Origin of the sequence: Paenibacillus sp. Root52, from assembly GCF_001426865.1 — a bacterium.
Lineage (GTDB): Bacteria > Bacillota > Bacilli > Paenibacillales > Paenibacillaceae > Paenibacillus.
In genome coordinates, this window is record NZ_LMFO01000018.1 from 32545 (window position 1) to 57926 (window position 25382).

The 25382-nt window shown below is 45.0% G+C and carries 41 protein-coding genes; all 41 read left to right on the plus strand.

Annotation, left to right across the window (positions count from 1 at the left end):
- Nucleotides 1–65: 65 nt before the first annotated feature.
- The 41 genes from ASD24_RS16520 to sat all read left to right on the plus strand — a co-directional run bounded on the left by ASD24_RS16520 (nt 66) and on the right by sat (nt 25326).
- Nucleotides 66–317, plus strand: coding sequence for a ribosomal L7Ae/L30e/S12e/Gadd45 family protein (locus tag ASD24_RS16520; RefSeq protein WP_056697674.1), 252 nt, complete (start codon nt 66–68; stop codon nt 315–317).
- Between the two features lie 150 nt (nt 318–467).
- Entirely contained in the window at nt 468–890 is a 423-nt protein-coding gene (rpsL, locus tag ASD24_RS16525) for a 30S ribosomal protein S12 (RefSeq protein ID WP_056697677.1), read from the plus strand.
- Nucleotides 891–977: 87 nt separating this feature from the next.
- Nucleotides 978–1448, plus strand: coding sequence for a 30S ribosomal protein S7 (rpsG, locus tag ASD24_RS16530; protein ID WP_056697679.1), 471 nt, complete (start codon nt 978–980; stop codon nt 1446–1448).
- 48 nt (nt 1449–1496) lie between these two features.
- Nucleotides 1497–3575, plus strand: a complete 2079-nt coding sequence (fusA, locus tag ASD24_RS16535; RefSeq protein ID WP_056697681.1) for an elongation factor G — start codon at nt 1497–1499, stop codon at nt 3573–3575.
- A 94-nt stretch (nt 3576–3669) separates the two neighbouring features.
- On the plus strand, nt 3670–4860 hold the full coding sequence (gene tuf / locus ASD24_RS16540) for an elongation factor Tu (RefSeq protein ID WP_056697684.1): 1191 nt from the start codon (nt 3670–3672) through the stop codon (nt 4858–4860).
- A 438-nt stretch (nt 4861–5298) separates the two neighbouring features.
- Nucleotides 5299–5607 carry a 30S ribosomal protein S10 gene (rpsJ, locus tag ASD24_RS16545; protein WP_017692074.1) on the plus strand — a complete coding sequence of 103 codons (309 nt, stop codon included), beginning with the start codon at nt 5299–5301 and terminating at the stop codon, nt 5605–5607.
- 46 nt (nt 5608–5653) lie between these two features.
- Nucleotides 5654–6277, plus strand: coding sequence for a 50S ribosomal protein L3 (rplC, locus tag ASD24_RS16550; protein WP_056697686.1), 624 nt, complete (start codon nt 5654–5656; stop codon nt 6275–6277).
- Between the two features lie 25 nt (nt 6278–6302).
- Nucleotides 6303–6926 carry a 50S ribosomal protein L4 gene (gene rplD / locus ASD24_RS16555; RefSeq protein WP_056697690.1) on the plus strand — a complete coding sequence of 208 codons (624 nt, stop codon included), beginning with the start codon at nt 6303–6305 and terminating at the stop codon, nt 6924–6926.
- Nucleotides 6926–7216: a 50S ribosomal protein L23 gene (rplW, locus tag ASD24_RS16560; RefSeq protein WP_024633586.1), complete on the plus strand. Its 291-nt coding sequence runs from the start codon at nt 6926–6928 to the stop codon at nt 7214–7216. The genes rplD and rplW overlap by 1 nt, the downstream gene beginning before the upstream one ends.
- 31 nt (nt 7217–7247) lie before the next feature.
- Entirely contained in the window at nt 7248–8078 is an 831-nt protein-coding gene (gene rplB, locus ASD24_RS16565) for a 50S ribosomal protein L2 (protein WP_056697692.1), read from the plus strand.
- A 71-nt stretch (nt 8079–8149) separates the two neighbouring features.
- Nucleotides 8150–8428, plus strand: a complete 279-nt coding sequence (gene rpsS / locus ASD24_RS16570; protein WP_056697694.1) for a 30S ribosomal protein S19 — start codon at nt 8150–8152, stop codon at nt 8426–8428.
- A 35-nt stretch (nt 8429–8463) separates the two neighbouring features.
- The gene (gene rplV / locus ASD24_RS16575; RefSeq protein WP_024633583.1) at nt 8464–8796 is read left to right on the plus strand and encodes a 50S ribosomal protein L22; all 333 of its coding nucleotides are present in this window, start codon (nt 8464–8466) and stop codon (nt 8794–8796) included.
- 15 nt (nt 8797–8811) lie between these two features.
- The gene (gene rpsC / locus ASD24_RS16580; protein ID WP_056697698.1) at nt 8812–9477 is read left to right on the plus strand and encodes a 30S ribosomal protein S3; all 666 of its coding nucleotides are present in this window, start codon (nt 8812–8814) and stop codon (nt 9475–9477) included.
- A gap of 2 nt (nt 9478–9479) precedes the next feature.
- Nucleotides 9480–9914, plus strand: coding sequence for a 50S ribosomal protein L16 (gene rplP / locus ASD24_RS16585; protein ID WP_017692082.1), 435 nt, complete (start codon nt 9480–9482; stop codon nt 9912–9914).
- Nucleotides 9904–10101 carry a 50S ribosomal protein L29 gene (gene rpmC / locus ASD24_RS16590; protein ID WP_017692083.1) on the plus strand — a complete coding sequence of 66 codons (198 nt, stop codon included), beginning with the start codon at nt 9904–9906 and terminating at the stop codon, nt 10099–10101. The genes rplP and rpmC overlap by 11 nt, the downstream gene beginning before the upstream one ends.
- A 47-nt stretch (nt 10102–10148) precedes the next feature.
- Nucleotides 10149–10415: a 30S ribosomal protein S17 gene (rpsQ, locus tag ASD24_RS16595; protein WP_056697701.1), complete on the plus strand. Its 267-nt coding sequence runs from the start codon at nt 10149–10151 to the stop codon at nt 10413–10415.
- 35 nt (nt 10416–10450) lie between these two features.
- Nucleotides 10451–10819, plus strand: a complete 369-nt coding sequence (rplN, locus tag ASD24_RS16600; RefSeq protein WP_056697703.1) for a 50S ribosomal protein L14 — start codon at nt 10451–10453, stop codon at nt 10817–10819.
- A 39-nt stretch (nt 10820–10858) separates the two neighbouring features.
- Nucleotides 10859–11212 (plus strand): 50S ribosomal protein L24, encoded by a 354-nt coding sequence (rplX, locus tag ASD24_RS16605; RefSeq protein WP_056697706.1) that lies wholly within the window; start codon nt 10859–10861, stop codon nt 11210–11212.
- 32 nt (nt 11213–11244) lie between these two features.
- Nucleotides 11245–11787: a 50S ribosomal protein L5 gene (rplE, locus tag ASD24_RS16610; protein WP_056697709.1), complete on the plus strand. Its 543-nt coding sequence runs from the start codon at nt 11245–11247 to the stop codon at nt 11785–11787.
- A gap of 73 nt (nt 11788–11860) precedes the next feature.
- Nucleotides 11861–12046 (plus strand): type Z 30S ribosomal protein S14, encoded by a 186-nt coding sequence (locus ASD24_RS16615; RefSeq protein ID WP_013312154.1) that lies wholly within the window; start codon nt 11861–11863, stop codon nt 12044–12046.
- A 32-nt stretch (nt 12047–12078) separates the two neighbouring features.
- Nucleotides 12079–12477, plus strand: coding sequence for a 30S ribosomal protein S8 (gene rpsH, locus ASD24_RS16620; protein ID WP_017692088.1), 399 nt, complete (start codon nt 12079–12081; stop codon nt 12475–12477).
- 30 nt (nt 12478–12507) lie between these two features.
- Nucleotides 12508–13050, plus strand: coding sequence for a 50S ribosomal protein L6 (gene rplF, locus ASD24_RS16625; RefSeq protein ID WP_017692089.1), 543 nt, complete (start codon nt 12508–12510; stop codon nt 13048–13050).
- Nucleotides 13051–13167: 117 nt separating this feature from the next.
- A complete protein-coding gene (gene rplR / locus ASD24_RS16630; RefSeq protein WP_056697711.1) occupies nt 13168–13536 on the plus strand; it encodes a 50S ribosomal protein L18 in 369 nt (122 codons plus the stop codon).
- 27 nt (nt 13537–13563) lie between these two features.
- Nucleotides 13564–14061 (plus strand): 30S ribosomal protein S5, encoded by a 498-nt coding sequence (rpsE, locus tag ASD24_RS16635; RefSeq protein WP_017692091.1) that lies wholly within the window; start codon nt 13564–13566, stop codon nt 14059–14061.
- 12 nt (nt 14062–14073) lie between these two features.
- Nucleotides 14074–14259, plus strand: a complete 186-nt coding sequence (gene rpmD, locus ASD24_RS16640) for a 50S ribosomal protein L30 (RefSeq protein WP_017692092.1) — start codon at nt 14074–14076, stop codon at nt 14257–14259.
- A 43-nt stretch (nt 14260–14302) separates the two neighbouring features.
- A complete protein-coding gene (rplO, locus tag ASD24_RS16645; RefSeq protein ID WP_056697714.1) occupies nt 14303–14743 on the plus strand; it encodes a 50S ribosomal protein L15 in 441 nt (146 codons plus the stop codon).
- On the plus strand, nt 14743–16041 hold the full coding sequence (gene secY, locus ASD24_RS16650) for a preprotein translocase subunit SecY (protein ID WP_056697717.1): 1299 nt from the start codon (nt 14743–14745) through the stop codon (nt 16039–16041). Before rplO ends, secY begins: the two co-directional genes overlap by 1 nt.
- Nucleotides 16042–16131: 90 nt before the next feature.
- On the plus strand, nt 16132–16776 hold the full coding sequence (locus ASD24_RS16655) for an adenylate kinase (RefSeq protein ID WP_056697720.1): 645 nt from the start codon (nt 16132–16134) through the stop codon (nt 16774–16776).
- A 4-nt stretch (nt 16777–16780) separates the two neighbouring features.
- A complete protein-coding gene (gene map / locus ASD24_RS16660) occupies nt 16781–17533 on the plus strand; it encodes a type I methionyl aminopeptidase (RefSeq protein WP_056697724.1) in 753 nt (250 codons plus the stop codon).
- Between the two features lie 10 nt (nt 17534–17543).
- Nucleotides 17544–17852 carry a KOW domain-containing RNA-binding protein gene (locus ASD24_RS16665; protein WP_056697726.1) on the plus strand — a complete coding sequence of 103 codons (309 nt, stop codon included), beginning with the start codon at nt 17544–17546 and terminating at the stop codon, nt 17850–17852.
- A 3-nt stretch (nt 17853–17855) separates the two neighbouring features.
- The gene (infA, locus tag ASD24_RS16670; protein WP_017692098.1) at nt 17856–18071 is read left to right on the plus strand and encodes a translation initiation factor IF-1; all 216 of its coding nucleotides are present in this window, start codon (nt 17856–17858) and stop codon (nt 18069–18071) included.
- A gap of 152 nt (nt 18072–18223) precedes the next feature.
- Complete coding sequence (rpmJ, locus tag ASD24_RS16675) at nt 18224–18337, plus strand: 50S ribosomal protein L36 (protein ID WP_003333770.1); 114 nt, start codon at nt 18224–18226, stop codon at nt 18335–18337.
- Between the two features lie 20 nt (nt 18338–18357).
- Nucleotides 18358–18726, plus strand: coding sequence for a 30S ribosomal protein S13 (rpsM, locus tag ASD24_RS16680; protein WP_056697730.1), 369 nt, complete (start codon nt 18358–18360; stop codon nt 18724–18726).
- 19 nt (nt 18727–18745) lie between these two features.
- Nucleotides 18746–19141: a 30S ribosomal protein S11 gene (rpsK, locus tag ASD24_RS16685; RefSeq protein WP_017692100.1), complete on the plus strand. Its 396-nt coding sequence runs from the start codon at nt 18746–18748 to the stop codon at nt 19139–19141.
- A gap of 136 nt (nt 19142–19277) precedes the next feature.
- Entirely contained in the window at nt 19278–20222 is a 945-nt protein-coding gene (locus ASD24_RS16690; RefSeq protein ID WP_024633566.1) for a DNA-directed RNA polymerase subunit alpha, read from the plus strand.
- 34 nt (nt 20223–20256) lie between these two features.
- Nucleotides 20257–20622, plus strand: a complete 366-nt coding sequence (gene rplQ, locus ASD24_RS16695; protein ID WP_017692102.1) for a 50S ribosomal protein L17 — start codon at nt 20257–20259, stop codon at nt 20620–20622.
- 159 nt (nt 20623–20781) lie between these two features.
- Nucleotides 20782–21555 (plus strand): tRNA pseudouridine(38-40) synthase TruA, encoded by a 774-nt coding sequence (gene truA, locus ASD24_RS16700; protein WP_056697733.1) that lies wholly within the window; start codon nt 20782–20784, stop codon nt 21553–21555.
- A gap of 206 nt (nt 21556–21761) precedes the next feature.
- Nucleotides 21762–22199: a 50S ribosomal protein L13 gene (gene rplM / locus ASD24_RS16705; protein WP_056697737.1), complete on the plus strand. Its 438-nt coding sequence runs from the start codon at nt 21762–21764 to the stop codon at nt 22197–22199.
- Nucleotides 22200–22218: 19 nt separating this feature from the next.
- On the plus strand, nt 22219–22611 hold the full coding sequence (rpsI, locus tag ASD24_RS16710) for a 30S ribosomal protein S9 (protein WP_056697740.1): 393 nt from the start codon (nt 22219–22221) through the stop codon (nt 22609–22611).
- A gap of 690 nt (nt 22612–23301) precedes the next feature.
- Nucleotides 23302–23994, plus strand: coding sequence for a phosphoadenylyl-sulfate reductase (locus ASD24_RS16715; RefSeq protein ID WP_056697744.1), 693 nt, complete (start codon nt 23302–23304; stop codon nt 23992–23994).
- 162 nt (nt 23995–24156) lie between these two features.
- Entirely contained in the window at nt 24157–25326 is a 1170-nt protein-coding gene (gene sat / locus ASD24_RS16720) for a sulfate adenylyltransferase (protein ID WP_056697747.1), read from the plus strand.
- Nucleotides 25327–25382 lie beyond the last annotated feature (56 nt).

Genomic DNA, 25382 nt, shown 5'->3' on the forward strand with positions numbered 1-25382 from the left:
GATGCTAATATATCAAAGGTGCGTGAGTAGATGATTGTATTTAGTCCTATTCGGAGGAATGAACAATGTCTAATGAAAAAGGCTTGCAAGATGCTCATGTCAAGATAGGTACCAAACAGACCACGCGGATGGTTCAGACAGGTATGGCTTCCGAAGTCTATGTGGCTGAAGATAGTGATCCGCAGCTTACTTCCAAAATCATTGCTTTGTGTGAACAACACAATGTGAAGTGCACGAAAGTGGACACAATGAAAAATCTCGGCAAGGCTTGCGGGATTGGAGTAGGGGCAGCAATGGCTGCAGTCGTAAAATCATAAGGTAAGGAACGTTTTTGTCCGAGAACTTTTAGTGATTCTCCAAGGCAAAAACTTTTCATTTGTCTTTTTATGAACCGCCTGGGTCTGTGGACTTAGCGAAAAGAGGTTTATAAAGAAACATGAATAATTGAGGAAGGGGGTGGCAATCAAATGCCAACTATTAACCAACTGGTTCGTAAAGGACGTCAAGCTAAAGTTGATAAGTCAAAATCACCAGCTTTGCAAAAAGGATTCAACGCTTTGAAACGTGAATCCACTAACATCAGTGCCCCACAAAAACGTGGTGTCTGCACTCGTGTAGGTACAATGACTCCACGTAAACCGAACTCTGCACTTCGTAAATATGCCCGTGTTCGTTTGACGAACCGTCTCGAGGTAACTGCTTATATCCCGGGAATCGGACATAACCTTCAAGAGCACAGTGTGGTATTGATCCGCGGAGGTAAAGTAAAAGACCTTGCAGGGGTTCGTTATCACATCGTTCGTGGAGCTCTCGATACTGCAGGCGTTAACAACCGTATGCAAGCTCGTTCTAAATACGGTGCTAAGCGTCCAAAAGCTAAAAAAGCTTAAACTATTATAAGTAGATTATCCTGAAGCCTTCTGGCTTAGGTCTGGAAGGTACAGGATCTGCTGAACAAGAAAGAAAGGGGGATATCCATGCCACGCAAAGGTCCAGTTACAAAAAGAGACGTGTTGCCAGATCCGGTATACAACTCCAAGTTGGTTACTCGTTTGATCAACCGCATCATGCTCGACGGAAAACGCGGTGTTGCTCAAAGCATTCTGTATAATGCGTTCAAGTTGATCCAAGAACGCACGGGTAATGACCCAATGGAAGTATTTGAGACAGCTATCAAGAATATCATGCCAGTCCTGGAAGTTAAAGCTCGCCGTGTCGGCGGTGCCAACTACCAAGTACCAATCGAGGTTAAACCAGAGAGACGTACTGCTCTGGGATTACGTTGGCTCGTAAACTACTCCCGCAACCGCGGTGAGAAAACGATGGAAGAGCGTTTGGCTGCTGAGATCATCGATGCTTCCAACAACACAGGCGCTTCCGTTAAAAAACGTGAAGATACGCACAAAATGGCTGAAGCGAACAAAGCGTTTGCTCACTACCGTTGGTAGGATTCAGTTCATAAAAAATAACTTCAATTTTGAAGGGAGACCCATTTCATGGCTAGAGAGTTCTCCTTGAAAAATACACGTAATATCGGGATTATGGCTCATATTGATGCGGGTAAAACCACGACAACTGAGCGGATCTTGTTCTACACAGGCCGTACGCACAAAATCGGTGAAGTTCACGAAGGCGCTGCGACAATGGACTGGATGGAGCAAGAACAGGAGCGCGGAATTACGATTACTTCCGCTGCGACTACCGCTGCTTGGAAAGGTCACCGCGTTAATATCATTGATACCCCGGGACACGTTGACTTCACTGTTGAAGTTGAACGTTCCCTTCGTGTATTGGACGGAGCAGTTGGTGTATTCAGTGCGAAAGAAGGCGTTGAGCCTCAGTCCGAAACCGTATGGAGACAGGCTGACAAGTACGGCGTACCTCGTATCGCATATGTAAACAAAATGGATATCATCGGTGCTGACTTCCTGAACGTTGTATCTGACATGCGTGATCGCCTTCAAGCGAACGCTGTTGCGATTCAACTTCCAATCGGCGCTGAAAATGATTTCAAAGGTATCATTGATATCGTTGCTCAAAAGGCTCATATGTACAAAGATGACCTGGGACAAGATATCGAAGAAACCGAAATTCCTGCAGAATTTGCAGATCAAGTTGAAGAACTTCGCAACGAGTTGATTGAGCGCGTTGCTGAACTAGACGAAGATTTGACTATGAAATACCTGGAAGGCGAAGAGATCACAATTGATGAGATCAAAGCCGCTCTCCGTAAAGGTGTAGTAGAAGTTAAAATCTTCCCAGTTATCTGTGGTTCCTCATACCGTAACAAAGGTGTTCAACTGATGTTGGATGCTGTTATCGACTACTTGCCAGCTCCAACAGATGTACCATCAATCACGGGTCATCTCGAAGATGGAACTGAAGCAGTTCGTAAGTCCTCTGATGAAGAGCCATTCTCTGCATTGGCATTCAAAATCATGACTGACCCTTACGTTGGTAAATTGACATTCTTCCGCGTATACTCCGGTGTTCTTCAATCCGGTTCTTATGTATTGAATGCAACCAAAAACAAACGTGAGCGTATCGGTCGTATCCTTCAAATGCACGCGAACAGCCGTCAAGAGATCACTGAAGTTTACTCCGGTGACATTGCAGCTGCAGTAGGTTTGAAAGATACGGGTACAGGTGATACACTATGTGATGAGAAAAACCCGGTAATCTTGGAGTCAATGAACTTCCCTGATCCGGTTATCGAAATCGCCGTTGAACCTAAAACCAAAGCTGACCAAGATAAAATGGGTGTTGCTCTCGGTAAGTTGACAGAAGAGGATCCAACTCTTCGTGCTCACACTGATGAAGAAACAGGCCAAACAATCTTGGCAGGTATGGGTGAGCTTCACCTTGATATCATCATCGACCGTATGCGTCGTGAGTTCAAGGTGGAAACTACTGTGGGTAAACCACAAGTAGCTTACCGTGAAACATTCCGTGCTCCAGCGCGCGTTGAAGGTAAATTCGTACGTCAATCCGGTGGTCGTGGTCAATACGGTCACGTATGGGTTGAATTCGAACCTCTCGAGCCTGGTACAGGCAGCCAGTTCGAAAGTAAGGTTGTCGGTGGTTCCGTACCAAGAGAATACATTCAACCTGCACTGTCAGGGATTGAAGAGCAAATGAAAAACGGCGTTATTGCAGGCTTCCCGCTTGTAGACGTTAAGGCTACAATCGTAGACGGATCTTACCATGATGTCGATTCCAATGAGATGGCATTTAAAATTGCCGGATCTATGGCGCTTAAAGCGGCTAAAGACAAGTGTAAACCAGTTCTGCTTGAGCCTATCATGAAAGTAGAAGTAACAGTTCCAGAAGAGTACATGGGTGACGTTATGGGTATGTTGAACTCCCGTCGTGGCCGCATCGAAGGTATGGATTCCCGTAGTGGAGCTCAAATCATCCGTGCTAAGGTACCTTTGTCTGAAATGTTTGGTTACTCTACAACTCTTCGTTCCGGTACTCAAGGACGCGGCGTGTTCTCCATGGAACTCTCTCACTATGAAGAAGTTCCTAAGAGCATCGCTGAAGAAATCGTTGCCAAAACAAAAGGCACCGAGTAGTTTTCTCACACTGGATGCAAGTGCGTAAGAATTCATTTCGGAGCACTTCATTCAGTGAAAACATAAATTATAATTTTAAGGAGGCCACGTTCAAATGGCAAAGGCTAAATACGAACGTAATAAACCCCACGTTAACATCGGTACTATCGGTCACGTCGATCACGGTAAAACAACACTGACTGCTGCAATCACAACTGTATTGTCCAAAACTTACGGTGGTGCTGCTGTAGCATTCGACCAAATCGACAAAGCTCCAGAAGAGCGCGAGCGCGGTATCACTATCTCCACAGCACACGTTGAGTACGAAACTGACACTCGTCACTACGCTCACGTAGACTGCCCAGGTCACGCCGACTATGTTAAAAACATGATCACTGGCGCGGCACAAATGGACGGAGCTATCTTGGTAGTATCCGCAGCTGACGGCCCAATGCCACAAACTCGTGAGCACATCTTGCTCTCCCGTCAAGTAGGCGTACCTTACATTGTTGTTTTCTTGAACAAATGTGACATGGTTGAAGACGAAGAGTTGTTGGAATTGGTTGAGATGGAAGTTCGCGACCTTCTTAACGAATATGAGTTCCCAGGTGATGATACTCCAATCACTCGTGGATCCGCTCGTGAAGCTCTGCAAAACCCTGATGGTGAGTGGGCTCAAAAAATCGTTGAGATGTTCAAAGAAATCGACACTTACATCCCACTTCCTGAGCGTCAAACTGACAAGCCTTTCTTGATGCCTGTCGAGGACGTATTCTCCATCACTGGTCGTGGTACCGTTGCTACAGGTCGTGTAGAGCGTGGTACTGTTAAAGTCGGCGAAGAGATCGAGATCGTTGGTATCACTGAAGAAACTAAAAAATCCGTAGTTACGGGCGTTGAGATGTTCCGTAAATTGTTGGATTCCGCTCAAGCGGGTGACAACATCGGTGCATTGTTGCGTGGTGTTGACCGTACTCAAATCGAGCGTGGTCAAGTACTGGCAAAACCAGGTTCTGTTAAACCACACACAGAATTCACTGCACAAATTTACGTTTTGACTAAAGAAGAGGGTGGCCGTCATAAGCCTTTCTTCACTGGATACCGTCCACAGTTCTACTTCCGTACAACTGACGTAACTGGTATCATCAACTTGCCAGAAGGTACTGAAATGGTAATGCCTGGTGACAACATCACGGTTACTGTTCAACTGATCTCTCCAATCGCAATCGAAGAAGGAACTAAGTTCTCTATTCGTGAAGGTGGACGTACAGTTGGTGCGGGTTCCGTAGCTACAATCCAAAAATAATAATTTAGCCTAGTGCTAAATGAGTATATGCAACAGTGTACTGGAACGAGTAACATTGTACTGTAACGAAGCTTCGGAAGAGTTCTTTATCCGACATCGGATAAAGAACTCTTTTATTATGTAATCGTTCGGAACCTGTGTCTCTTAAAATCGAACACCATTTATAGTATAGAATAATCGGTTAGGCAGCTTGGGTATAGAAGAAAAACACCTACAATAAACGAACTCATTTCATCAGAAAAGATTAGTTTAAATGTTTTTTTTAAATATGCTTGCAATACGCCCATTTTTTCTATATAATAATGAATGTTGTTCTGAGACGTTGCGATGATGTGAGAGGTTACTGGCACACCCGGCCCCTTTGCCATGAGGCGGTGGCTAGAAAATTTTCACGGAGTATGTCCGATAAAAAATTGGGCGATAGAAGGAGGGACTAAAATGGCAAAGCAAAAAATTCGTATTCGTTTGAAAGCTTACGACCACAGAATTCTTGATCAATCCGCGGAGAAAATTGTTGAAACAGCAAAACGTTCGGGTGCAGGTGTATCCGGTCCGATTCCGCTTCCTACTGAAAAACAAATCATTACTATTCTTCGTGCGGTGCACAAGTACAAGGATTCTCGGGAGCAATTCGAACAACGCACACATAAGCGTTTGATCGACATCGTTAACCCGACTCCACAAACTGTGGATGCCTTGATGCGCTTGGATCTGCCGTCCGGTGTAGATATCGAAATTAAATTGTAATACAAGCTACAACAAAGACCATGTATAGAGGAAAAGAGGTGTCAACATGAAAGCAATCTTAGGAAAAAAACTCGGAATGACTCAAGTATTTACTCCTGAAGGTAACGTTATTCCTGTAACGGTTATCGAAGCAGGTCCTTGTGTTGTTTTGCAAAAGAAAGACATTGAGAACGATGGCTACGAAGCAATTCAAATCGGTTACTCCGATAAGAAAGAGAAAAATGCTAACAAGCCAGAAGCAGGTCACGCTAAAAAAGCGAATACTGCCCCTAAGCGCTACGTTCGTGAAGTTCGCGGTATCAACATCGCTGAATATGAAGTTGGCCAAGAACTGAAAGCTGACATTTTCGCTGAAGGCGAATTCGTTGACGTAACGGGTGTTTCTAAAGGTAAAGGTTTTGCCGGCGTAATCAAACGTTGGGGACAAAGCACTGGACCTATGTCACACGGTTCTCGTTATCACCGTGGCCCGGGTTCGATGGGTTCGATCCAAGCTAACCGCGTTCCTAAAGGCAAACGCCTGCCAGGACACATGGGACATGATACAGTTACAATCCAACGTCTTGAAGTAGTTAAAGTGGACGCTGAGCGTAACGTGTTGCTCGTGAAAGGTTCCATTCCTGGACCGAAAAACAGTCTCATTAAAGTTAAAGAAACGGTGAAAAAATAACCACTGAAGAAAGGAGGAACACAAAATGCCAAAAGTATCAGTTTACAATGTAGATGGTAGCCAAGTAGGTGAAGTTGAATTGAACGATGCTGTATTCGGAATTGAGCCGAATCAACACGTTCTGTACGATGCAGTTCTTATGCAACGCGCTTCCCTTCGTCAAGGTACCCACAAAGTAAAAGGACGTTCTGAAGTACGTGGCGGTGGACGTAAGCCTTGGAAACAAAAAGGTACAGGTCGCGCTCGTCAAGGTTCAATCCGTTCTCCACAATGGAAAGGCGGCGGTATCGTATTTGGTCCGACACCACGGAGCTATGCATACAAACTGCCTAAGAAAGTTCGCCGTTTGGCGATCAAATCAGCTCTTTCATCCAAAGTGCTTGACAATGACATTATCGTTTTGGATGCTCTCGCATTGAGCACACCTAAAACTAAAGAATTTGCAGCTATTTTGAATAATCTCAAAGTAGGACGTAAAGCTTTGATCGTAGCACCTAGCTATGATGATAATGTAGCTCTTTCCGCACGGAATATTCCAGGCGTGAAATTCGTAGCTGCTGACGGCATTAATGTTCTTGACGTGCTTGCGCACGACAAACTGATCATTACGAAAGAAGCAGTTCAGAAGGTAGAGGAGGTGCTCGCGTAATGAAGGATCCTCGTGATATTGTAAAACGTCCGATTATTACGGAACGTACTGCTGACATGATGAACGACTTGAAATATGTATTTGAAGTCGATATCCGTGCAAACAAAACCGAGATCAAAAAAGCGGTAGAAGCTATTTTCAACGTAAAAGTGAAAAACGTGAACACACTTCGTGTTCCAGCTAAACCGAAACGGTACGGACGTTATTCCGGATATACTAGCGAATGGAAAAAAGCGTTTGTAACGCTGACACAAGACAGCAAAACGCTTGAGTTTTTTGAAACTGTATAATTGAAATTGTTGAAGTAAGGAGGGAAACCCAGTGCCAATCAAAAAGTATAAACCAACATCCCCGGCAAGACGGAACATGTCCGTTTCTACATTTGAGGAAATCACCACAGATAAGCCGGAGAAATCGTTGCTTGCCCCGCTTAGCAAACAAGCAGGCCGCAACAACCAAGGTAAAATTACAGTTCGTCACCATGGTGGTGGACACAAACGTAAATACCGTATCATTGACTTCAAACGTACTAAAGATGGAATACCGGGCCGCGTTGCTACAATCGAGTATGACCCGAACCGTACATCTAACATTGCTTTGATTCATTATGCTGATGGTGAGAAACGTTACATCATCGCTCCTAAAGGTTTGAAAGTTGGAGATCAAGTATTCTCCGGACCTGAATCAGACATCAAAATTGGTAATGCGTTGCCACTCGAAAACATTCCAGTAGGTACCGTTATCCACAACATCGAGTTGAAACCAGGTAAAGGCGGACAATTGGTTCGTGCTGCTGGTACAGAAGCTCAGTTGCTTGGTAAAGAAGAAAAATACGTTTCCGTTCGTCTCTCTTCCGGAGAAGTTCGTCGTATTCTTAAAGTTTGCCGTGCGACAATCGGATCTGTTGGTAACCAAGACCACGAGCTCATCAAAATCGGTAAAGCCGGTCGTAGCCGTTGGTTGGGACAACGTCCTGAAGTTCGTGGTGTTGTAATGAACCCTAACGATCACCCTCACGGTGGTGGTGAAGGTCGTGCTCCAATCGGACGTAAATCGCCAATGTCACCATGGGGTAAACCTACTCTTGGTTTCAAAACGCGTAAGAAAAATAAAGCTTCTGATAAATACATCATTCGCCGCCGCACGAAGTAATACACACTGTGCATGACTTCGTGAGGCATCTGCGGATGCATAATAGCTACGTTTGAAGGGAGGATCTCCACATGAGTCGCAGTTTGAAAAAAGGGCCATTCATTGATGGCTACATGCTCAAGAAGGTAGAAGAGATGGAAGCGTCAGGTAAGAAGAACGTTATCAAAACCTGGTCCCGTCGCTCTACAATTTTCCCACAATTCATCGGACACACATTTGGCGTTTACGACGGTCGTAAGCACGTGCCAGTGTATGTAACTGAGGACATGGTTGGACACAAACTGGGTGAGTTCGCTCCAACCCGTACGTACAAAGGCCATACTGATGATGATAAGAAAACAAGAAGATAAATGAATATCTTTAATGTTTGAGAGGAGGTTACACAATGGAAGCAAAAGCACATGCTAAGTTTATCCGGATTGCTCCTCGTAAAGTTCAACTCGTTGTTGACTTGATTCGCGGCAAGCAAGTAGGTGAGGCGGTTGCCATTCTCCGTCACACTCCGAAATCTGCTTCTCCAATCGTTGAGAAGTTGCTCAACTCCGCTATTGCGAACGCGGAACATAATTATTCTTTGGATGTTAATAACTTGGTTATCTCGCAAGCTTACGTGAACCAAGGACCGACAATGAAACGTTTCCGCCCTCGTGCAATGGGACGTGCAAGTCGTATTAACAAACGTACTAGCCACATAACTTTGGTGGTATCTGAAAAGTAAAAGGAGGGGAAACGTGTGGGCCAAAAGGTAAATCCAGTCGGACTCCGTGTCGGAGTTATCCGTGACTGGGAATCTAAGTGGTATGCAGGCAAAGACTTCGGTGATCTTTTGATGGAAGACGTGAAAATTCGTGAATTCCTGAAAAATAAATTGAAAGACTCCGCTATGTCTCGTGTTGAGATCGAGAGAGCGGCTAACCGCGTAAACGTAACGATTCACACAGCGAAACCAGGTATGGTAATCGGTAAGGGTGGATCTGAAGTAGAAAATCTTCGTAACCAAATTACGAAAATTGCTGGCGGTAAAAAAGTACACATCAACATCTCTGAAATTAAGAACCAAGACCTGGATGCAGTCCTGGTAGCAGAAAGCATTGCACAACAATTGGAACGTCGTGTTTCTTTCCGTCGTGCTCTGAAACAAGCTATTCAAAGAACTATGCGTTCTGGCGCAAAAGGCATTAAAACTCAAGTAGGCGGACGTCTTGGCGGAGCTGAGATTGCACGTTCTGAAGGCTACAGCGAAGGAACTGTTCCACTGCACACACTGCGTGCTGACATTGACTATGGTACAGCAGAGGCTCATACTACTTACGGACGTATCGGCGTAAAAGTATGGATCTATCGTGGAGAGGTTCTTCCTACGGCTAAGAAACAAGCTGCTAAGGAAGGAGGCAACTAATCATGTTGGTACCAAAACGTGTAAAACACCGTAAGCAACAACGCGGACATATGAAAGGCCAAGCTAAAGGCGGAACTACGCTGAACTTTGGCGAATACGGTCTGCAAGCTACGGAACCGGCTTGGATTACGAACCGTCAAATCGAAGCGGCTCGTATTGCGATGACTCGTTACATCAAACGTGGTGGTAAAGTCTGGATTAAAATTTTCCCTGACAAACCAATCACTCAAAAGCCTCTCGAGGTTCGGATGGGTAGCGGTAAAGGTAATGTAGAAAAATGGGTTGCAGTAGTGAAACCAGGTAAGATCATGTTTGAACTTGCTGGTGTACCGGAGGAGATTGCACGCGAAGCAATGCGTCTTGCCGCTCACAAACTGCCAATCAAAACGAAGTTCGTGAAACGTGAAGAATTGGGTGGTGAAGCAAATGAAAGCTAGTGAATTTCGCAACCTAACCTCTGCTGAAATCGAGCAAAAGATTGCCGGATTTAAAGAAGAACTCTTTAACCTCCGCTTTCAACTCGCTACCGGTCAGCTGGATAACCCGACTCGAATCCGTGATGTGCGGAAAGAAATAGCTCGTGCTAAAACCATTATCCGTGAAAGAGAATTGGGAATCGGTTAATTAGGGTCGGATATATAATCCGTCCGTAATCAGGAAGGAGGCCAACAATGAGCGAAGAACGTAACGCACGTAAAGTGCAAACTGGTAAAGTAGTCAGTGATAAAATGGATAAAACGATTGTTGTTGCTGTAGAAACCTACAAAAACCACAAATTGTACCATAAGCGCATTAAGGTTACTAAAAAGTTCAAAGCGCATGACGAAGAAAACACTGCGAAAATCGGTGACACGGTGAAAATCATGGAGACTCGTCCGCTTTCGAAAGATAAACGCTGGAGACTTACTGAAGTCGTAGAAAAAGCGGTTATCATCTAATGCATATACAGCATAGCTGAAAGGAGGAATTCTAAATGATCCAACCATTTACACGATTGACTGTAGCTGACAACTCCGGCGCGAAGGAATTGATGTGTATCCGCGTACTCGGCGGTACTGGACGTCGTACAGCTCAAATCGGTGACTTGATCGTTTGTTCTGTAAAACAAGCAACACCAGGCGGCGTTGTCAAAAAAGGTGATGTAGTTAGAGCGGTTGTCGTTCGTACTAAACGTTCTATACGTCGTAAAGACGGTTCCTACATCGGTTTTGATGAAAATGCAGCGGTTGTTGTCAAAGACGACAGAAGCCCTCGTGGAACACGTATTTTCGGACCTGTTGCTCGTGAACTTCGCGACAAAGATTTCATGAAAATCGTTTCCTTGGCTCCAGAAGTTATCTAAAGCTTAATCTCGTGATGTTAGAAACAGGAGGTGTACGAAATGCCAAGAGTGAAAAAAGTTCTGGAATCACATAACAACAAACTTCACGTTAAAAAGGAAGATACGGTTATGGTGATCAGCGGTAAAGACAAAGGTAAAAAAGGCCGTGTCATCGCTGCTTATCCTCGTGAGAACCGCGTCCTTGTGGAAGGTGTTAACATGGTGAAAAAACACCAGAAGCCTAACCAGCAAAATCCGCAAGGCGGCATTATCGAGAAGGAAGCTCCGATTCACGTTTCAAACGTAATGCACATCGATCCGAAGAGCGGAAAAGTAACCCGTGTTGGTTACAAAGTGTTGGATAGCGGAAAGAAAGTGCGCGTTGCTAAACGTTCCGGAGAAATTATCGACTAATTGAACCGAATGAGAAAGGAGGGCTATGATTCATGGCATCAAGAATGAAAGAACGTTACCTGCAAGAAATCGCTCCTGCTTTGATGCAGAAGTTTAACTATACAACGGTAATGCAAGTGCCGAAAATCGAGAAAATCGTTATCAACATGGGTGTGGGCGAAGCTGTCCAAAACTCCAAAGTGTTGGATTCTGCAGTAAACGATTTGCAACTGATCGCAGGTCAAAAACCTGTAATCACTCGTGCTAAAAAATCTATCGCAGGTTTCAAACTGCGTGAGAACATGCCTATCGGTGTGAAAGTGACATTGCGCGGCGAGCGTATGTATTACTTCCTCGATAAATTGCTTAACGTAACACTTCCACGTGTCCGCGACTTCCGCGGTGTTTCAAGCAAAGCTTTTGATGGTCGTGGTAACTATACACTGGGTCTTAAAGAGCAATTGATCTTCCCAGAGATCGAGTATGATAAAGTAGACAAAGTCCGCGGTATGGATATTGTCATTGTAACAACGGCGAAAACAGACGAAGAGTCCCGTGAGTTGCTCACGCAACTGGGAATGCCTTTCGTTAAATAATGTTGGTATAACGTTTCCGGGTGTCTGGAAAGACTCCCTTTTCTCCGAAATTATTTAGGAGGTGTCAGGCTAAGTGGCAAAAACTTCGATGAAAGTTAAACAACAACGTACACCAAAGTTTAAAGTACGTGCTTATACACGCTGTGAGCGTTGCGGACGTCCACATTCGGTACTGCAGAAGTTCAAAATTTGCAGAATTTGCTTCCGTGAATTAGCTTATAAAGGCCAGATCCCTGGCGTGAAAAAAGCAAGCTGGTAAAAAGTCCTGAACGGGAAGGAGGTTAACTCACAATGACTATGTCTGATCCAATTGCAGATATGCTTACTCGTATTCGTAACGCGAACACTGTTCGCCACGAAACAGTAGAAATGCCTGCTTCGACAATGAAAAAACAAATCGCCGATATTCTGAAGCGTGAAGGTTTCATCCGTGATGCTGAAGTTATCGATGATAACAAACAAGGGATTATCCGTGTTTTCCTGAAATACGGTCAAAATAACGAGCGCGTTATCACTGGTCTGAAAAGAATCAGTAAACCTGGTCTTCGTGTTTACACGAAAAGCAACGAAGTACCTCGTGTACTTGGTGGCCTGGGAATCGCGATCATCTCAACATCCAAAGGTATCATGACGGACAAAGAAGCTCGTCAATCAAAATCCGGCGGCGAAGTAGTCTGCTACGTTTGGTAATATAACGTCACAAGATAGGAGGTGCAACATATGTCTCGTATTGGTCGCAAACCAATTACAGTACCAAGTGGTGTGGACATCACACTGGACAACACCGTTATTACGGTAAAAGGACCAAAAGGAACTCTGACTCGTGAGCTTCATAAAGATATGAAGGTTACAGTTGAGAACAACGAAATTACAGTTGTGCGTCCTTCCGATAACAAAACTCACCGTTCTTTGCACGGCACAACGCGTAGCGTTGTAAACAATATGGTGAGCGGCGTTACTGAAGGATTCGCAAAATCTCTGGAGCTGGTTGGGGTCGGATATCGTGCAAGCAAATCCGGAGATAAAATCGTTCTGAACGTTGGATACTCTCACCCGGTTGAAATTACACCGGAAGCGGGAATCGAATTCGAAGTTCCTTCGAATACGAAAATCATCGTTCGCGGAATCGATAAAGAGCGCGTAGGAGCTTACGCTGCTAAAATTCGTTCCGTTCGTGAACCTGAGCCGTACAAAGGTAAAGGTATTAAATATGAAGGCGAGCGTATCATCCGTAAGGAAGGTAAAGCCGGTAAGAAGAAATAAGATTTCTCTTACCGCCTTTGCGCGGCTTTCGGCTTGCTTGCTTCGTGTGTTTCTAATATACCCCGTGGCTTCTGCTTTGAAGCCAGCGAGGTAACCTGAAAGGAGTGAATCCCTGAGATGATTACGAAACCAGATAAAAATAAGGCTCGTCTGAAAAGACACCTTCGTGTTCGTAAGAAAATCCAAGGAACGGCAGCACGTCCACGTTTGAACGTATTCCGTTCTGGTAAACATATGTATGCTCAAATCATCGATGATGTAGCTGGTGTAACAATCGCTTCCGCGTCTACCGTAGACAAAGAATTGAGCAGCGGCATTCAAAATGGTGCATCTGTTGAATCAGCTCGTAAAGTTGGCGAACTCGTTGCTAAACGTGCGAAAGACAAAGGTGTTTCCAACATCGTATTTGACCGTAGTGGTTATCTGTACCATGGTCGTATCGCAGCATTGGCTGAAGCGGCTCGTGAAGCAGGACTTGAGTTTTAAGATATTTTTCAAAAGGAGGTTAACGACTTGCGTGTAGATCCGAATACTTTGGAACTGACTGAAAGAGTTGTAAATATTAATCGCGTAGCTAAAGTAGTAAAAGGCGGACGCCGTTTCAGCTTTAGCGCACTAGTTGTAGTCGGCGACGGCAACGGCTGGGTTGGAGCTGGTATCGGTAAAGCGGGCGAAGTACCTGATGCAATTCGCAAAGGTATCGAAGACGCTAAGAAAAACCTTGTACACGTTCCACTCGTAGGAACATCGATTCCTCACTTGGTAACAGGTAAGTTCGGCGCAGGACGCGTGCTGTTGAAACCAGCATCTGAAGGTACTGGTGTTATCGCTGGTGGTCCTGTACGTGCGGTTCTCGAACTTGCTGGTGTGGGTGACATTTTGACAAAATCTCTGGGTTCTTCGAATTCCATGAACATGGTCAATGCGACTTTGGAAGGTTTGTCCCGTTTGAAGCGTGCTGAAGACGTGGCTAAACTGCGCGGAAAATCCGTCGAAGAGCTTCTGGGTTAGGAGGGAATTCTCATGGCTAAATTAGAAATTACCCTCGTCCGTAGCTTGATCGGACGTCCGGAGACGCAAAGAACAACTGTGAAAACATTGGGATTGCGCAAAATCAACAGCAAAGTGGTTCAAAACGATAATCCTGCCATCCGTGGTATGATTAACAAAGTAAGCCACTTGGTAGCTGTAAAAGAAGTAGAAGCTTAATAACGGGTTAATCCCACAAATCTTTAAGGAGGTGCAACGAACGATGAAGTTACATGAGCTTTCTCCATCTCCTGGATCTCGTAAAGAGCGTAAGCGTGTTGGTCGCGGTCCAAGTAGTGGTACAGGTAAAACATCAGGTCGCGGTCACAAAGGACAAAACTCTCGCTCTGGCGGTGGTGTTCGTCCAGGCTTCGAAGGTGGACAAAATCCATTGTATCGTCGATTGCCAAAACGTGGTTTCGTAAACCCAACTCGCAAAGAATTTGCAGTTGTGAATATTGAAGACCTGAACAGTTTTGCTGCGGGTACTGAAGTAACTCCAGAATTCTTGATGACGAACGGCGTAGTTAAAAACGCTAAATCCGGAATCAAAATCCTGGGTAACGGTGAAGTCACTGTGAAGCTGACTGTTAAAGCTAATAAGTTTTCTCAATCTGCGGTGGAGAAAATTGAAGCTGCCGGCGGTACAACCGAGGTGATTTAATGTTCAAGACCCTAAAGAATATCTGGCGGGTTGAGGATCTGCGCAAAAGGGTATTATTTACCCTTTTTGTACTGATCATTTACCGCATCGGCTCCTTTGTTCCCGTTCCCGGTGTCAACAAAGATGTGTTCGAAGCGACAAATTCTGCGGGTAAAGAAGTTTTTGGACTTCTCAATACGTTTTCGGGTGGAGCACTGTTCCAGTTCTCGATATTTGCACTCGGAATCGTACCTTACATCACTGCGTCTATCATAGTACAGTTGCTTTCCATGGACGTTATACCAAAATTAGCGGAGTGGGCAAAGCAAGGTGAACAAGGTAAGAAGAAATCTGCACAGTTGACCCGTTATTTAACGATAGGGTTGGCATTGGTTCAAGCGTTTGGTACGTCGATCGGATTCAATCGCTTGTACAATACTGACATGATTCCTAATGCAACTTTTGCAGATTATATCTTGATTGCGATTGTACTTACGGCCGGTACTTCATTCCTGATGTGGCTTGGTGAGCAGATCACCGAGAAGGGCATAGGAAACGGGATTTCGATTTTGATCTTTGCGGGTATCCTATCAACGGTGCCTAACATTATCAAACAAACGATCGAATCCGACTTTATCCAACCTGATCAGTTGTTTATGAACATTCTCAAGGGTGTAATCATCGCAATTGTTATTGTGCTGATCATCATTGGTGTCATTTACATTCAGCAGGCGATTCGGAAAATTCCTGTACAGTACGCTAAACGTGTCGTAGGTAACAAAATGTACGGTGGACAGAATACACACATCCCGCTGAAAATTAATGCAGCAGGTGTTATCCCTGTCATCTTCGCATCATCGCTGTTGATGTTCCCAACGATTATCGCCAACTTCTGGGCAGATCGCGTATGGGCACAGTGGATCGGTCAGAATCTGACTACACACAAACCTCTTGGTATGTTGTTGTATGTCGTGATGATCTTCGGTTTCACATTCTTCTATACTTTCGTACAGATGAATCCTCAGCAGATGGCTGACAATATGAAAAAGAACGGCGGTTACGTCCCAGGCATTCGTCCGGGTAAAGCAACCGAGAAATATCTGACCCGTGTCATGACTCGTTTGACAATGGCCGGAGCCATCTTCTTGGCAGTCATTTCCGTTCTGCCTGTATTCTTAGGGGCACTTTCTGGTTTGCCTCAAGCAGCGCAAATTGGAGGAACATCCCTCCTGATCGTTATCGGTGTTGCGCTGGATACGATGAAGCAAATCGAAAGCCAATTGATCAAACGCCACTACAAAGGTTTTATCAATAAATAGGCAATAGGTACCGGTCGAGTGAAGATTTACTTGCCGGCACCTATTGTGCTGTTTGTTGATGTAGGGTAGTCTTGGAGGGAGTGACATAACGTGAACATCCTATTCATGGGCCCTCCGGGGGCAGGAAAAGGAACGCAAGCAGAAGTCATCGTGAAAGAGTTCGGTATTCCCCATATTTCAACAGGCGATGCATTTCGCCTTGCGATCAAACAGGGAACTCCCATTGGTTTGAAAGCCAAGGAATATATGGATCAAGGATTGCTTGTACCAGATGATGTTACAATCGGCATCGTTGAAGAACGATTGCAGCAGCCTGACTGCAGAGAAGGGTTTCTCTTGGATGGTTTTCCAAGAACCTTGTCTCAAGCAGAAGCGCTCGATGGCATTCTGGATCGACTGAATTCAGGTCTTGATCATGTGATTAACCTGAAAGTGGATCGCAACAAACTGTTGGCTCGTTTAACGGGTCGTCGGCTTTGTAAAGACTGTGGCGCCACGTATCATGTCGTATTCAATCCGCCTAAGCAGGAAGGTATTTGTGATAAATGCGGCGGAGAGTTGTACCAACGCTCTGATGATAATGAAGAGAGCGTAGGCACGCGTCTGGACGAGTATATCAACAAAACAGCACCACTCCTCACGTTTTATGAGAACAAAGCTCTTCTTCGTCAAATGGATGGAGAGCAGGATATCGATCAAGTTTCTCAACAAATCGTGTCCTTACTGAGAGGTTAATTGAATGATCATTGGTAAGTCAGAAACGGAACTGGGTTTGATGCGAGAAGCAGGGAGAATCGTGGCGGAAACGCATCGTCTCTTAGCAGAACATATCTCACCCGGTATTACGACTGGAGAACTTGACCATATGGCCGAACAATTTATCCGCAGTCAAGGAGCTGTGCCGTCTTTCAAAGGTTATAACGGTTTCCCTGCCAGTGTGTGCGCTTCAGTGAATGAAGAGTTGGTGCATGGATTTCCCGGCAAACGCAAGTTGAACGAGGGCGATATTGTTACGTTTGACATCGGCGCGCAGTACCAAGGGTATCACGGAGATTCAGCCTGGACTTATCCAGTTGGCCGTATTTCTGAAGAAGCCCGTCGTCTCCTAGACGTTACGGAGGCTTCATTGTACGCAGGTCTGGCGCAAGTGAAACCTGACGTTCGCTTGTTTACAATATCTCATGCGATTCAGAAATATATTGAGGATGCTGGTTTTTCGGTAGTACGTGAATATGTCGGTCACGGCATAGGAGCCAATCTGCATGAGGAACCAAAGATTCCGAACTATGGTCTTCCTGATCGGGGGCCACGGCTCAAAGCGGGCATGGTGCTGGCCATAGAGCCGATGGTTAACGTAGGTAGACGGTATGTAAAAACGTTGGAAGATAACTGGACTGTCGTAACTGTTGATGGATCGTTATGTGCCCACTTTGAACACACCGTAGCAGTTACACCAGATGGCATGGAAATTTTCACAAAACTGAATGCGTAGGTGATAAGGCATGAATAATCAGTCTAATCCGCAGCTCGGTCAACTTGTGAAGATCCGTAAAGGCCGCAATGCGGACCAAGCCGCAGTAATTGTTGCTATAGCGGACGCGAGGTTCGTATATATTGCGGATGGAGACAAACGTAAGTTTGATCAGCCCAAGAAGAAGAACATTCTTCATCTTGAGCTCCAACCGATGATTAGCAGCGAGGTCGTAAACAGTTTAAACGAGAGTGGTCGGGTGACAAACGGAAAGCTCCGCTATGCGGTGCATTCGTTTCTGGAATCCACCAACATTCAAGCTGAAGAGAAAGGAGACTGACTAATGGCTAAGGAAGATGTCATTGAAGTGGAAGGTACGGTTCTCGAACCGCTACCGAATGCAACGTTCAAAGTTGAGCTTGAGAACGGTCATCAAATTCTCGCTCACGTTTCCGGAAAGTTGCGGATGCACTTTATCCGTATCCTGACTGGTGACAAAGTAGTTGTTCAGTTATCGCCTTATGATCTAACAAAAGGTCGTATAACTTACCGTAAATAGTAGTAGACAGTTGCAATGAACTGTGAAGCTTATGAAGCGGGTTTTGCCCGGCAAAACTTGCGAAAGCTTCGAAGCCGGTTTTACAATAGTAGAACAAGGTCAATGCTTACGAAGAGAGTTTTGCTAAGCAGAACTTTGAGGAGGTAATTCACATGAAGGTAAGACCTTCGGTCAAGCCGATTTGCGAAAAATGCAAAGTCATTCGCCGCAAAGGGAATGTTATGGTTATCTGTGAAAATCCGAAACACAAACAAAAACAAGGTTAATGAAGGGGGTGTAGCGTAAAATGGCACGTATAGCTGGTGTGGATTTGCCACGTGATAAGCGCGTTGAGATCGCCTTGACTTATATTTTCGGAATCGGTAAAACGACTTCCCAGAAAATTCTGAGCTCTACAGGCATCAATCAGAACACTCGTGTTCGTGATTTGACGGAAGATGAAGTCAGCAAATTGCGTGAAAGTATCGACAAAGAGGTCAAAGTTGAAGGTGACCTGCGTCGTGAAATCTCTTTGAATATTAAACGTTTGACGGAGATCGGTTGTTACCGTGGAGTTCGTCATCGTCGTGGTCTGCCTGTTCGTGGACAACGTACGAAAACGAATGCTCGTACTCGTAAAGGTCCTCGTCGTACAGTAGCGAACAAGAAGAAATAATAAGGGGGGATAAGAGAAAATGGCTAAACCGAAAAAAGTCGTACGTACTAAACGTCGTGACCGTAAAAATATTGAATCTGGCGTGGCACATATCCGTTCCACTTTCAATAACACTATCGTTACTATTACGGATCCTCACGGAAACGCAATTTCGTGGGCAAGCTCCGGCGGCCTCGGATTCAGAGGTTCCCGTAAATCGACTCCGTTTGCTGCACAAATGGCTGCTGAGACTGCTGCCAAAGCTGCAATGGAACATGGGATGAAAGCCGTTGAGGTTATGGTTAAAGGACCAGGCGCAGGCCGTGAAGCAGCGATCCGCTCTTTGCAAGCTGCTGGTCTTGAAGTTAACCTGATCAAAGACGTAACTCCAGTCCCGCATAACGGATGCCGTCCTCCAAAACGTCGTCGTGTCTAATGAGATTTGCCCCTGCGTGTGGTATACTTCCGGCACAATCTGCTAATAATGGTTGTTTAGGCATAGTACTGCATGTTTTCGCAAGAGAAGGTAAATGTTTCATAGAGGACCGACGTTTTGAAGGAGGGGTATTGCAGTGATTGAAATCGAAAAGCCGAAAATTGAGACGGTAGACGTCAACGATGATGGCACCTATGGGAAATTCGTAGTAGAACCGCTGGAACGTGGATACGGTACGACGCTTGGAAACTCGCTTCGCCGAATCTTGCTTTCCTCACTGCCGGGTGCGGCAGTGTCTTCGGTTCAAATCGATGGCGTTCTGCATGAATTTGCTACAGTTCCTGGCGTAATGGAAGATGTAACGGAGATTATTCTTAACCTGAAAGCTTTGTCGCTTAAGATTCATTCCGACGAGGAGAAAGTTCTCGAGATTGATGCTGAAGGCGAAGGAGCAATTACGGCAGGAGATATCCGTGCTGACTCCGATGTGGAAATCCTTAATCCGGATCTTCACATTGCTACGCTCGGACCAGGTTCGAGACTTCACATGCGTATTTTTGCCAATCGCGGTCGCGGCTACGTCCAGGCAGATCGGAATAAACGCGATGACCAGCCGATCGGCGTCATCCCTGTCGATTCCATCTTCACCCCGATCAGTCGCGTAAACTACGCTGTGGAAAATACGCGTGTCGGCCAAGTGACCAACTATGACAAGCTCACGTTGGAAGTTTGGACTGACGGAAGTATTCGTCCTGAAGAGGCTGTAAGCCTCGGCGCTAAAATTTTGACCGAGCACTTGATGCTCTTCGTGGGTCTTACAGACGAAGCGAAAGATGCAGAGATCATGGTCGAAAAAGAAGAAGACAAAAAAGAAAAAGTACTCGAAATGACGATCGAAGAGCTGGATCTCTCTGTTCGTTCCTACAACTGCCTCAAACGTGCTGGTATTAATACCGTACAAGAGCTGACTACGAAAACAGAAGAAGACATGATGAAAGTCCGTAACCTCGGACGTAAGTCTTTGGAAGAAGTTCAAGAGAAGCTTGAGGAACTTGGTTTGGGACTCCGTACAGAAGAATAGACAGCCGAGTGCTTGAAGTGAAGGAGGGAAAACAATGGCATACCAAAAGTTGGGCCGTAATTCCAGCGCACGTAAAGCTTTGTTCCGTGACCTGGTAACCGACCTGTTCTTATACGAACGCATTCAGACAACTGAAGCGAAAGCAAAAGAGGTTCGCTCTATTGCTGAAAAACTGATCACTAAAGCGAAAAAGGGAGATCTTCACGCCCGTCGCCAAGTGGCAGCATATGTTCGCCGCGAAACTATCGATGGTGAGCAAGATGCAATCCAAAAACTGTTTAGCGAATTGTCCGGTCGTTACGCTGAGCGTCCAGGTGGATACACTCGTATCCTGAAACTGGGACCTCGTCGTGGTGACGCAGCGCCAATGGTTTACTTGGAACTGGTAGACCGCGCGTAAAACAGATGAGATGAGGAAAGGGGACAGAGTCAACGATTCTGGGTTAACCCTTTTTTTCTCTTCATTTCGGAATTCGTGCTGTAATTGAAGCTCCGTAAGGGGCTTCTTTTGCTGTTCGGGATAGGGATATGTATAGTATGGAACAAAGGTGTGGTTATGATGCGCAACTTATGTATGACGGTAACTTATGATGGAACAGCCTATTACGGCTTTCAAGTACAGCCGGGAGGTAATACCATTCAGGACCATCTTGAAGATGCCATTCGTGCATTAACCGGTGAGACAGTTAAAATTACAGGTTCAGGCCGAACGGATGCAGGCGTTCACGCCCGCAGACAAATCTTCAATTTTCCTACAGCGTCACAGATTCCAATTGAGCGTTGGTGTATTGCACTCAACTCCAGATTACCATCGGATATTGTCGTTATTGATGCACTGGAAGTGCCAGTGGATTTTCATTCTCGCTATGCAGCGAAAAAGAAAACGTATCGGTACACTGTTAATGCGAATCAATTTCCGGATGTTTTCAACAGACGACTGCAATATCATCACCATGCCAAACTGGACACTGCGGCTATGGAGGAGGGACTGCGTCACTTTATAGGTACGTATGATTTCACTTCCTTTGCTTCACGCAAGTCTCAGAAAGAGAATCATGTACGTTCGGTATACGAAGCATGGATGGAAGTAGACCGTTCAATGTGTAGGGATCATCCGCGCGATCAGGGTGTCATTCACATTTATGTGAGTGGTAACGGCTTTTTGCAGCATATGGTTCGTATCATTGTAGGTACACTGCTGGAGATCGGAGAGGGCAAACGGAAAGCCTCTGAAGTACCGAATATGATTGCTGCATGTAATCGATCTGCTGCAGGACCTACTGCAGTTAGCTGTGGTTTAATGCTCTGGGATCTTGAATACAAAAAAGATTAAATTTGGTGGGTAAAAAGCTTAATTAACACTTGCGATTTAATCTCCTATCATGTAATATAAAAGTTGTGTTTTCTTAATGGCTTTCCCACAGCCCCAATTAAGAGGTTCACATCGCAACAACTAATCCATCAACACCTAAAGTTATAACTTAATGAACGAAGATAAATGAAAATGATGATTTTGAACATTTTAAGGAGGAACTTTTCATGCGTACTACGTACATGGCGAAGCCTAGCGAAGTTGAGCGCCAATGGCACATCATTGATGCTGAAGGCAAAACCCTCGGACGTTTGGCGAGCGAAGCAGCTGCTTTGATCCGCGGCAAACATAAGCCACAATTCACTCCACATGTGGACACTGGCGATTTCGTTGTTATCATCAATGCTGAGAAAATCGTATTGACTGGTAAAAAAATGCAAGGTAAGAAATACTACCGTCACTCGATGCACCCAGGTGGTTTGAAAGTAACTACTGCCGAAGAGATGGTTAAAAACAAACCTGAGCGTATGTTGGAATTGGCTGTTCGCGGTATGCTTCCAAAAACTCGCATGGGCGAGAAAATGAAGCTGAGACTTAAAGCGTACAGAGGCACTGAGCATCCACATGCAGCACAAAAACCAGAAGTTTACGAACTTCGCGGTTAATTAAAAGGAGGACAGTTTCATGGCACAAGTACAATACTATGGGACAGGTCGTCGTAAACATTCGGTAGCACGTGTTCGCCTTGTACCGGGTGAAGGACGCATTGTCATCAATAAACGTGATATTAATGAATACTTCGGTTTGGAAACACTCAAACTGATCGTAAAACAACCATTGACTTTGACAGAAACGCTCAGCAACTATGACGTTTTGGTTATCGCTCATGGTGGCGGAATCTCCGGTCAAGCCGGCGCTATCCGTCACGGTATCTCCCGCGCTCTGTTGAAAGCAGATCCTGAGTACCGTGCATCCCTGAAAAAAGCAGGATTCCTGACTCGTGACCCACGGATGAAAGAACGTAAAAAATACGGTCTCAAAGCCGCTCGTCGCGCTCCTCAGTTCTCCAAACGTTAATATGCATTACAAGCCTCTGGCCTCGGCCAGGGGTTTTTTTGTGTCTAAAATGCCTACAACCTACGGCGATCAATGATATTTTCTTACACCCTGCCACATCTTGTTTTCTTCTCCGGGAGAGGGTTAGAAATACGTAGTTCGCTATATAGCCTCATCTCGTTTTGAAGCTATTCCTTCGGACACCATAGATCACACAAAGAACTTGAGCTATACAATACTTCAATACATAATCACAATAACCTGATGAAGTGGCCTACCAATCCATCAGTCTTTCTTATAGTTTCAATAAAACTCGCTTACATATCTACGAGTAATCATTGATCTTAGTTCTGAGTGTAAGCACATCTATCCGCTACTACAGTTAGACAATATAGATAGGGAGAGGCGTATGATCTAAACTCCTTAAATGTCTGTAAACCCAATAGGGGCAAAGGATTACTGGCAATCACTATAAGGGGTGTACTGGCTTAGTGTGTGCTGTATTGATTCACATCTATTCCTTTCAGCAGGGTTAGAGGGTAACTGAATCATTAATTGATGGCTCATTTGTAACGTCAAAGTGAAGTAAAGCATGTTCTTTTTTACCATATGGCAGGCATTGACATCCCCTAAGAAAGATTTATACTAAACATAATTCATATTAGATTAGTCGGCTTTAGATTTACAATTGTTGAATGGGGGAAATACAAAATGAACTTGCTTGAAAAAGAGGAACTTGCCCGGACAAAAGCTGAGGAATTAGAATCTGCTAGCCCAGAAGATATTATTCGTTATGCGGTTGAGACATTTCCCAACATTACATTTGCATGCAGCTTTGGTGCGGAGGATGTTGTGTTAGTAGATATGCTGCAAAAGATCAGTCCATCCACGGATGTGTTCTACTTGGACACGGACTTTCATTTTAAGGAAACGTATGAAACTCGGGACGTTATGCAAGAAAAGTACAATTTAGATTTTGTGCGTGTATCACCTAAAATTACGCCTGAAGAGCAAGAAGCAGCGCATGGAGCAGAGCTGTGGAAATCGGATCCTAATGCTTGCTGTAACATCCGTAAGGTAGAACCTCTGACACGTATACTATCTCAGTATGATGCTTGGATTACAGGCATACGTCGAGATCAAGCACCAACTCGCGCTAACTCCAAGAAAGTGGAGTATGATGCAAAATTCGGTCTTATGAAATTCAATCCGATTGCTCACTGGACTTCCGAAGATGTCTGGGACTACATTCGGGTAAATAACGTTGTCTACAATCCACTACATGATCAGAATTATCCGAGTATTGGTTGCGAGTATTGTACACGCCAAGTCATGCCTGGAGAAGATCCACGTGCGGGACGCTGGTCCGGCAATGATAAGACTGAGTGTGGACTGCATAAATAATTCTCATAATTTAAGAAACAAGCATTACCAGTAAATGGTACAATTATATAAGCATAAGGCTCGTTAAAAACTAACCTTGAGGTTTCCGTAACCAAACCAGTAATTGACTTCTGTGATACTTTTTCATTGTGGTAATTAATATTGAAATAGGGAGCTGACAAGATGACTTCAATTCTGCCTCATGGAGGTACGCTAGTACAGCGTGTCGTACAAGGAGAAGAACGGGAACAACTACTGCGGGAAAGTGAAGCTCTACCTTCACTGCGTATTAACACATGGACGATCTCTGATCTAGATCTGATTGGTGTGGGTGCATTCTCTCCACTGACGGGTTTCTTAAATGAGGAGGACTATCTCTCTGTTGTATCACGTATGCGGTTGGCAGACGGCACGGTATGGAGTATCCCAATTACGCTTGCTGTAGACGATCAGCAGGCTGCTGAGCTTCAGATTGGACAGAAGGTGGCTCTGGTGGGGCAAGACGATGGAGTCACCTATGGCTTGCTGGAAGTCCAGAGTGTTTACAAGGTGGATCAGGGCGAAGAAGCACGTCAGGTGTTCAAAACAGATGATCCAGAGCATCCTGGTGTGAAAAAATTGCTGGAGCGACCTGCAACGTATGTGGGAGGTCCAATTCAAGTGTTAAATCGTCCTAAACCAGCGAGATTTGAGCAATTTTATTTCGATCCAGCTGAGACCAGAAAGAGTTTTCAGGAGAAAGGCTGGAGAACAGTGGTTGGCTTTCAAACCCGTAATCCAGTTCACCGTGCACATGAGTACATTCAGAAAAGTGCGATGGAGATCGTAGATGCCTTGTTCCTTAATCCGCTGGTAGGTGAAACGAAGTCTGATGACGTTCCAGCCAATGTGCGCATGAAGAGCTACTTGGTGTTGCTGGAGAACTATTATCCGGCCGATCGTGCCTTTCTAGGTGTGTTTCCAGCGGCCATGAGATATGCAGGGCCACGAGAAGCTATTTTCCATGCTATGGTGCGTAAAAACTACGGTTGTACTCATTTTATTGTGGGTCGTGATCATGCTGGTGTTGGTGATTATTACGGTACCTATGAAGCTCAAGAAATCTTCTCTAACTTCACAGCTGAAGAATTGGACATTACCCCGCTGTTCTTCGAGCATAGCTTCTTTTGTACCAAATGTGGCAATATGGCATCCAGTAAAACTTGTCCACATGGTAAAGAGCATCATATGACGTTGTCTGGAACTAAGGTGCGTGGATTGCTTCGCAATGGAGAATGCCCACCACCTGAGTTTACACGTCCAGAGGTAGCTGAGGTACTGATTGAGGGAATGGCTGAGCAAGTCCAGTCCTAAAGGTTATATTTGTCCATCTTGTCCCATATAGATGATTAGAGTCATTTATAGGGGCG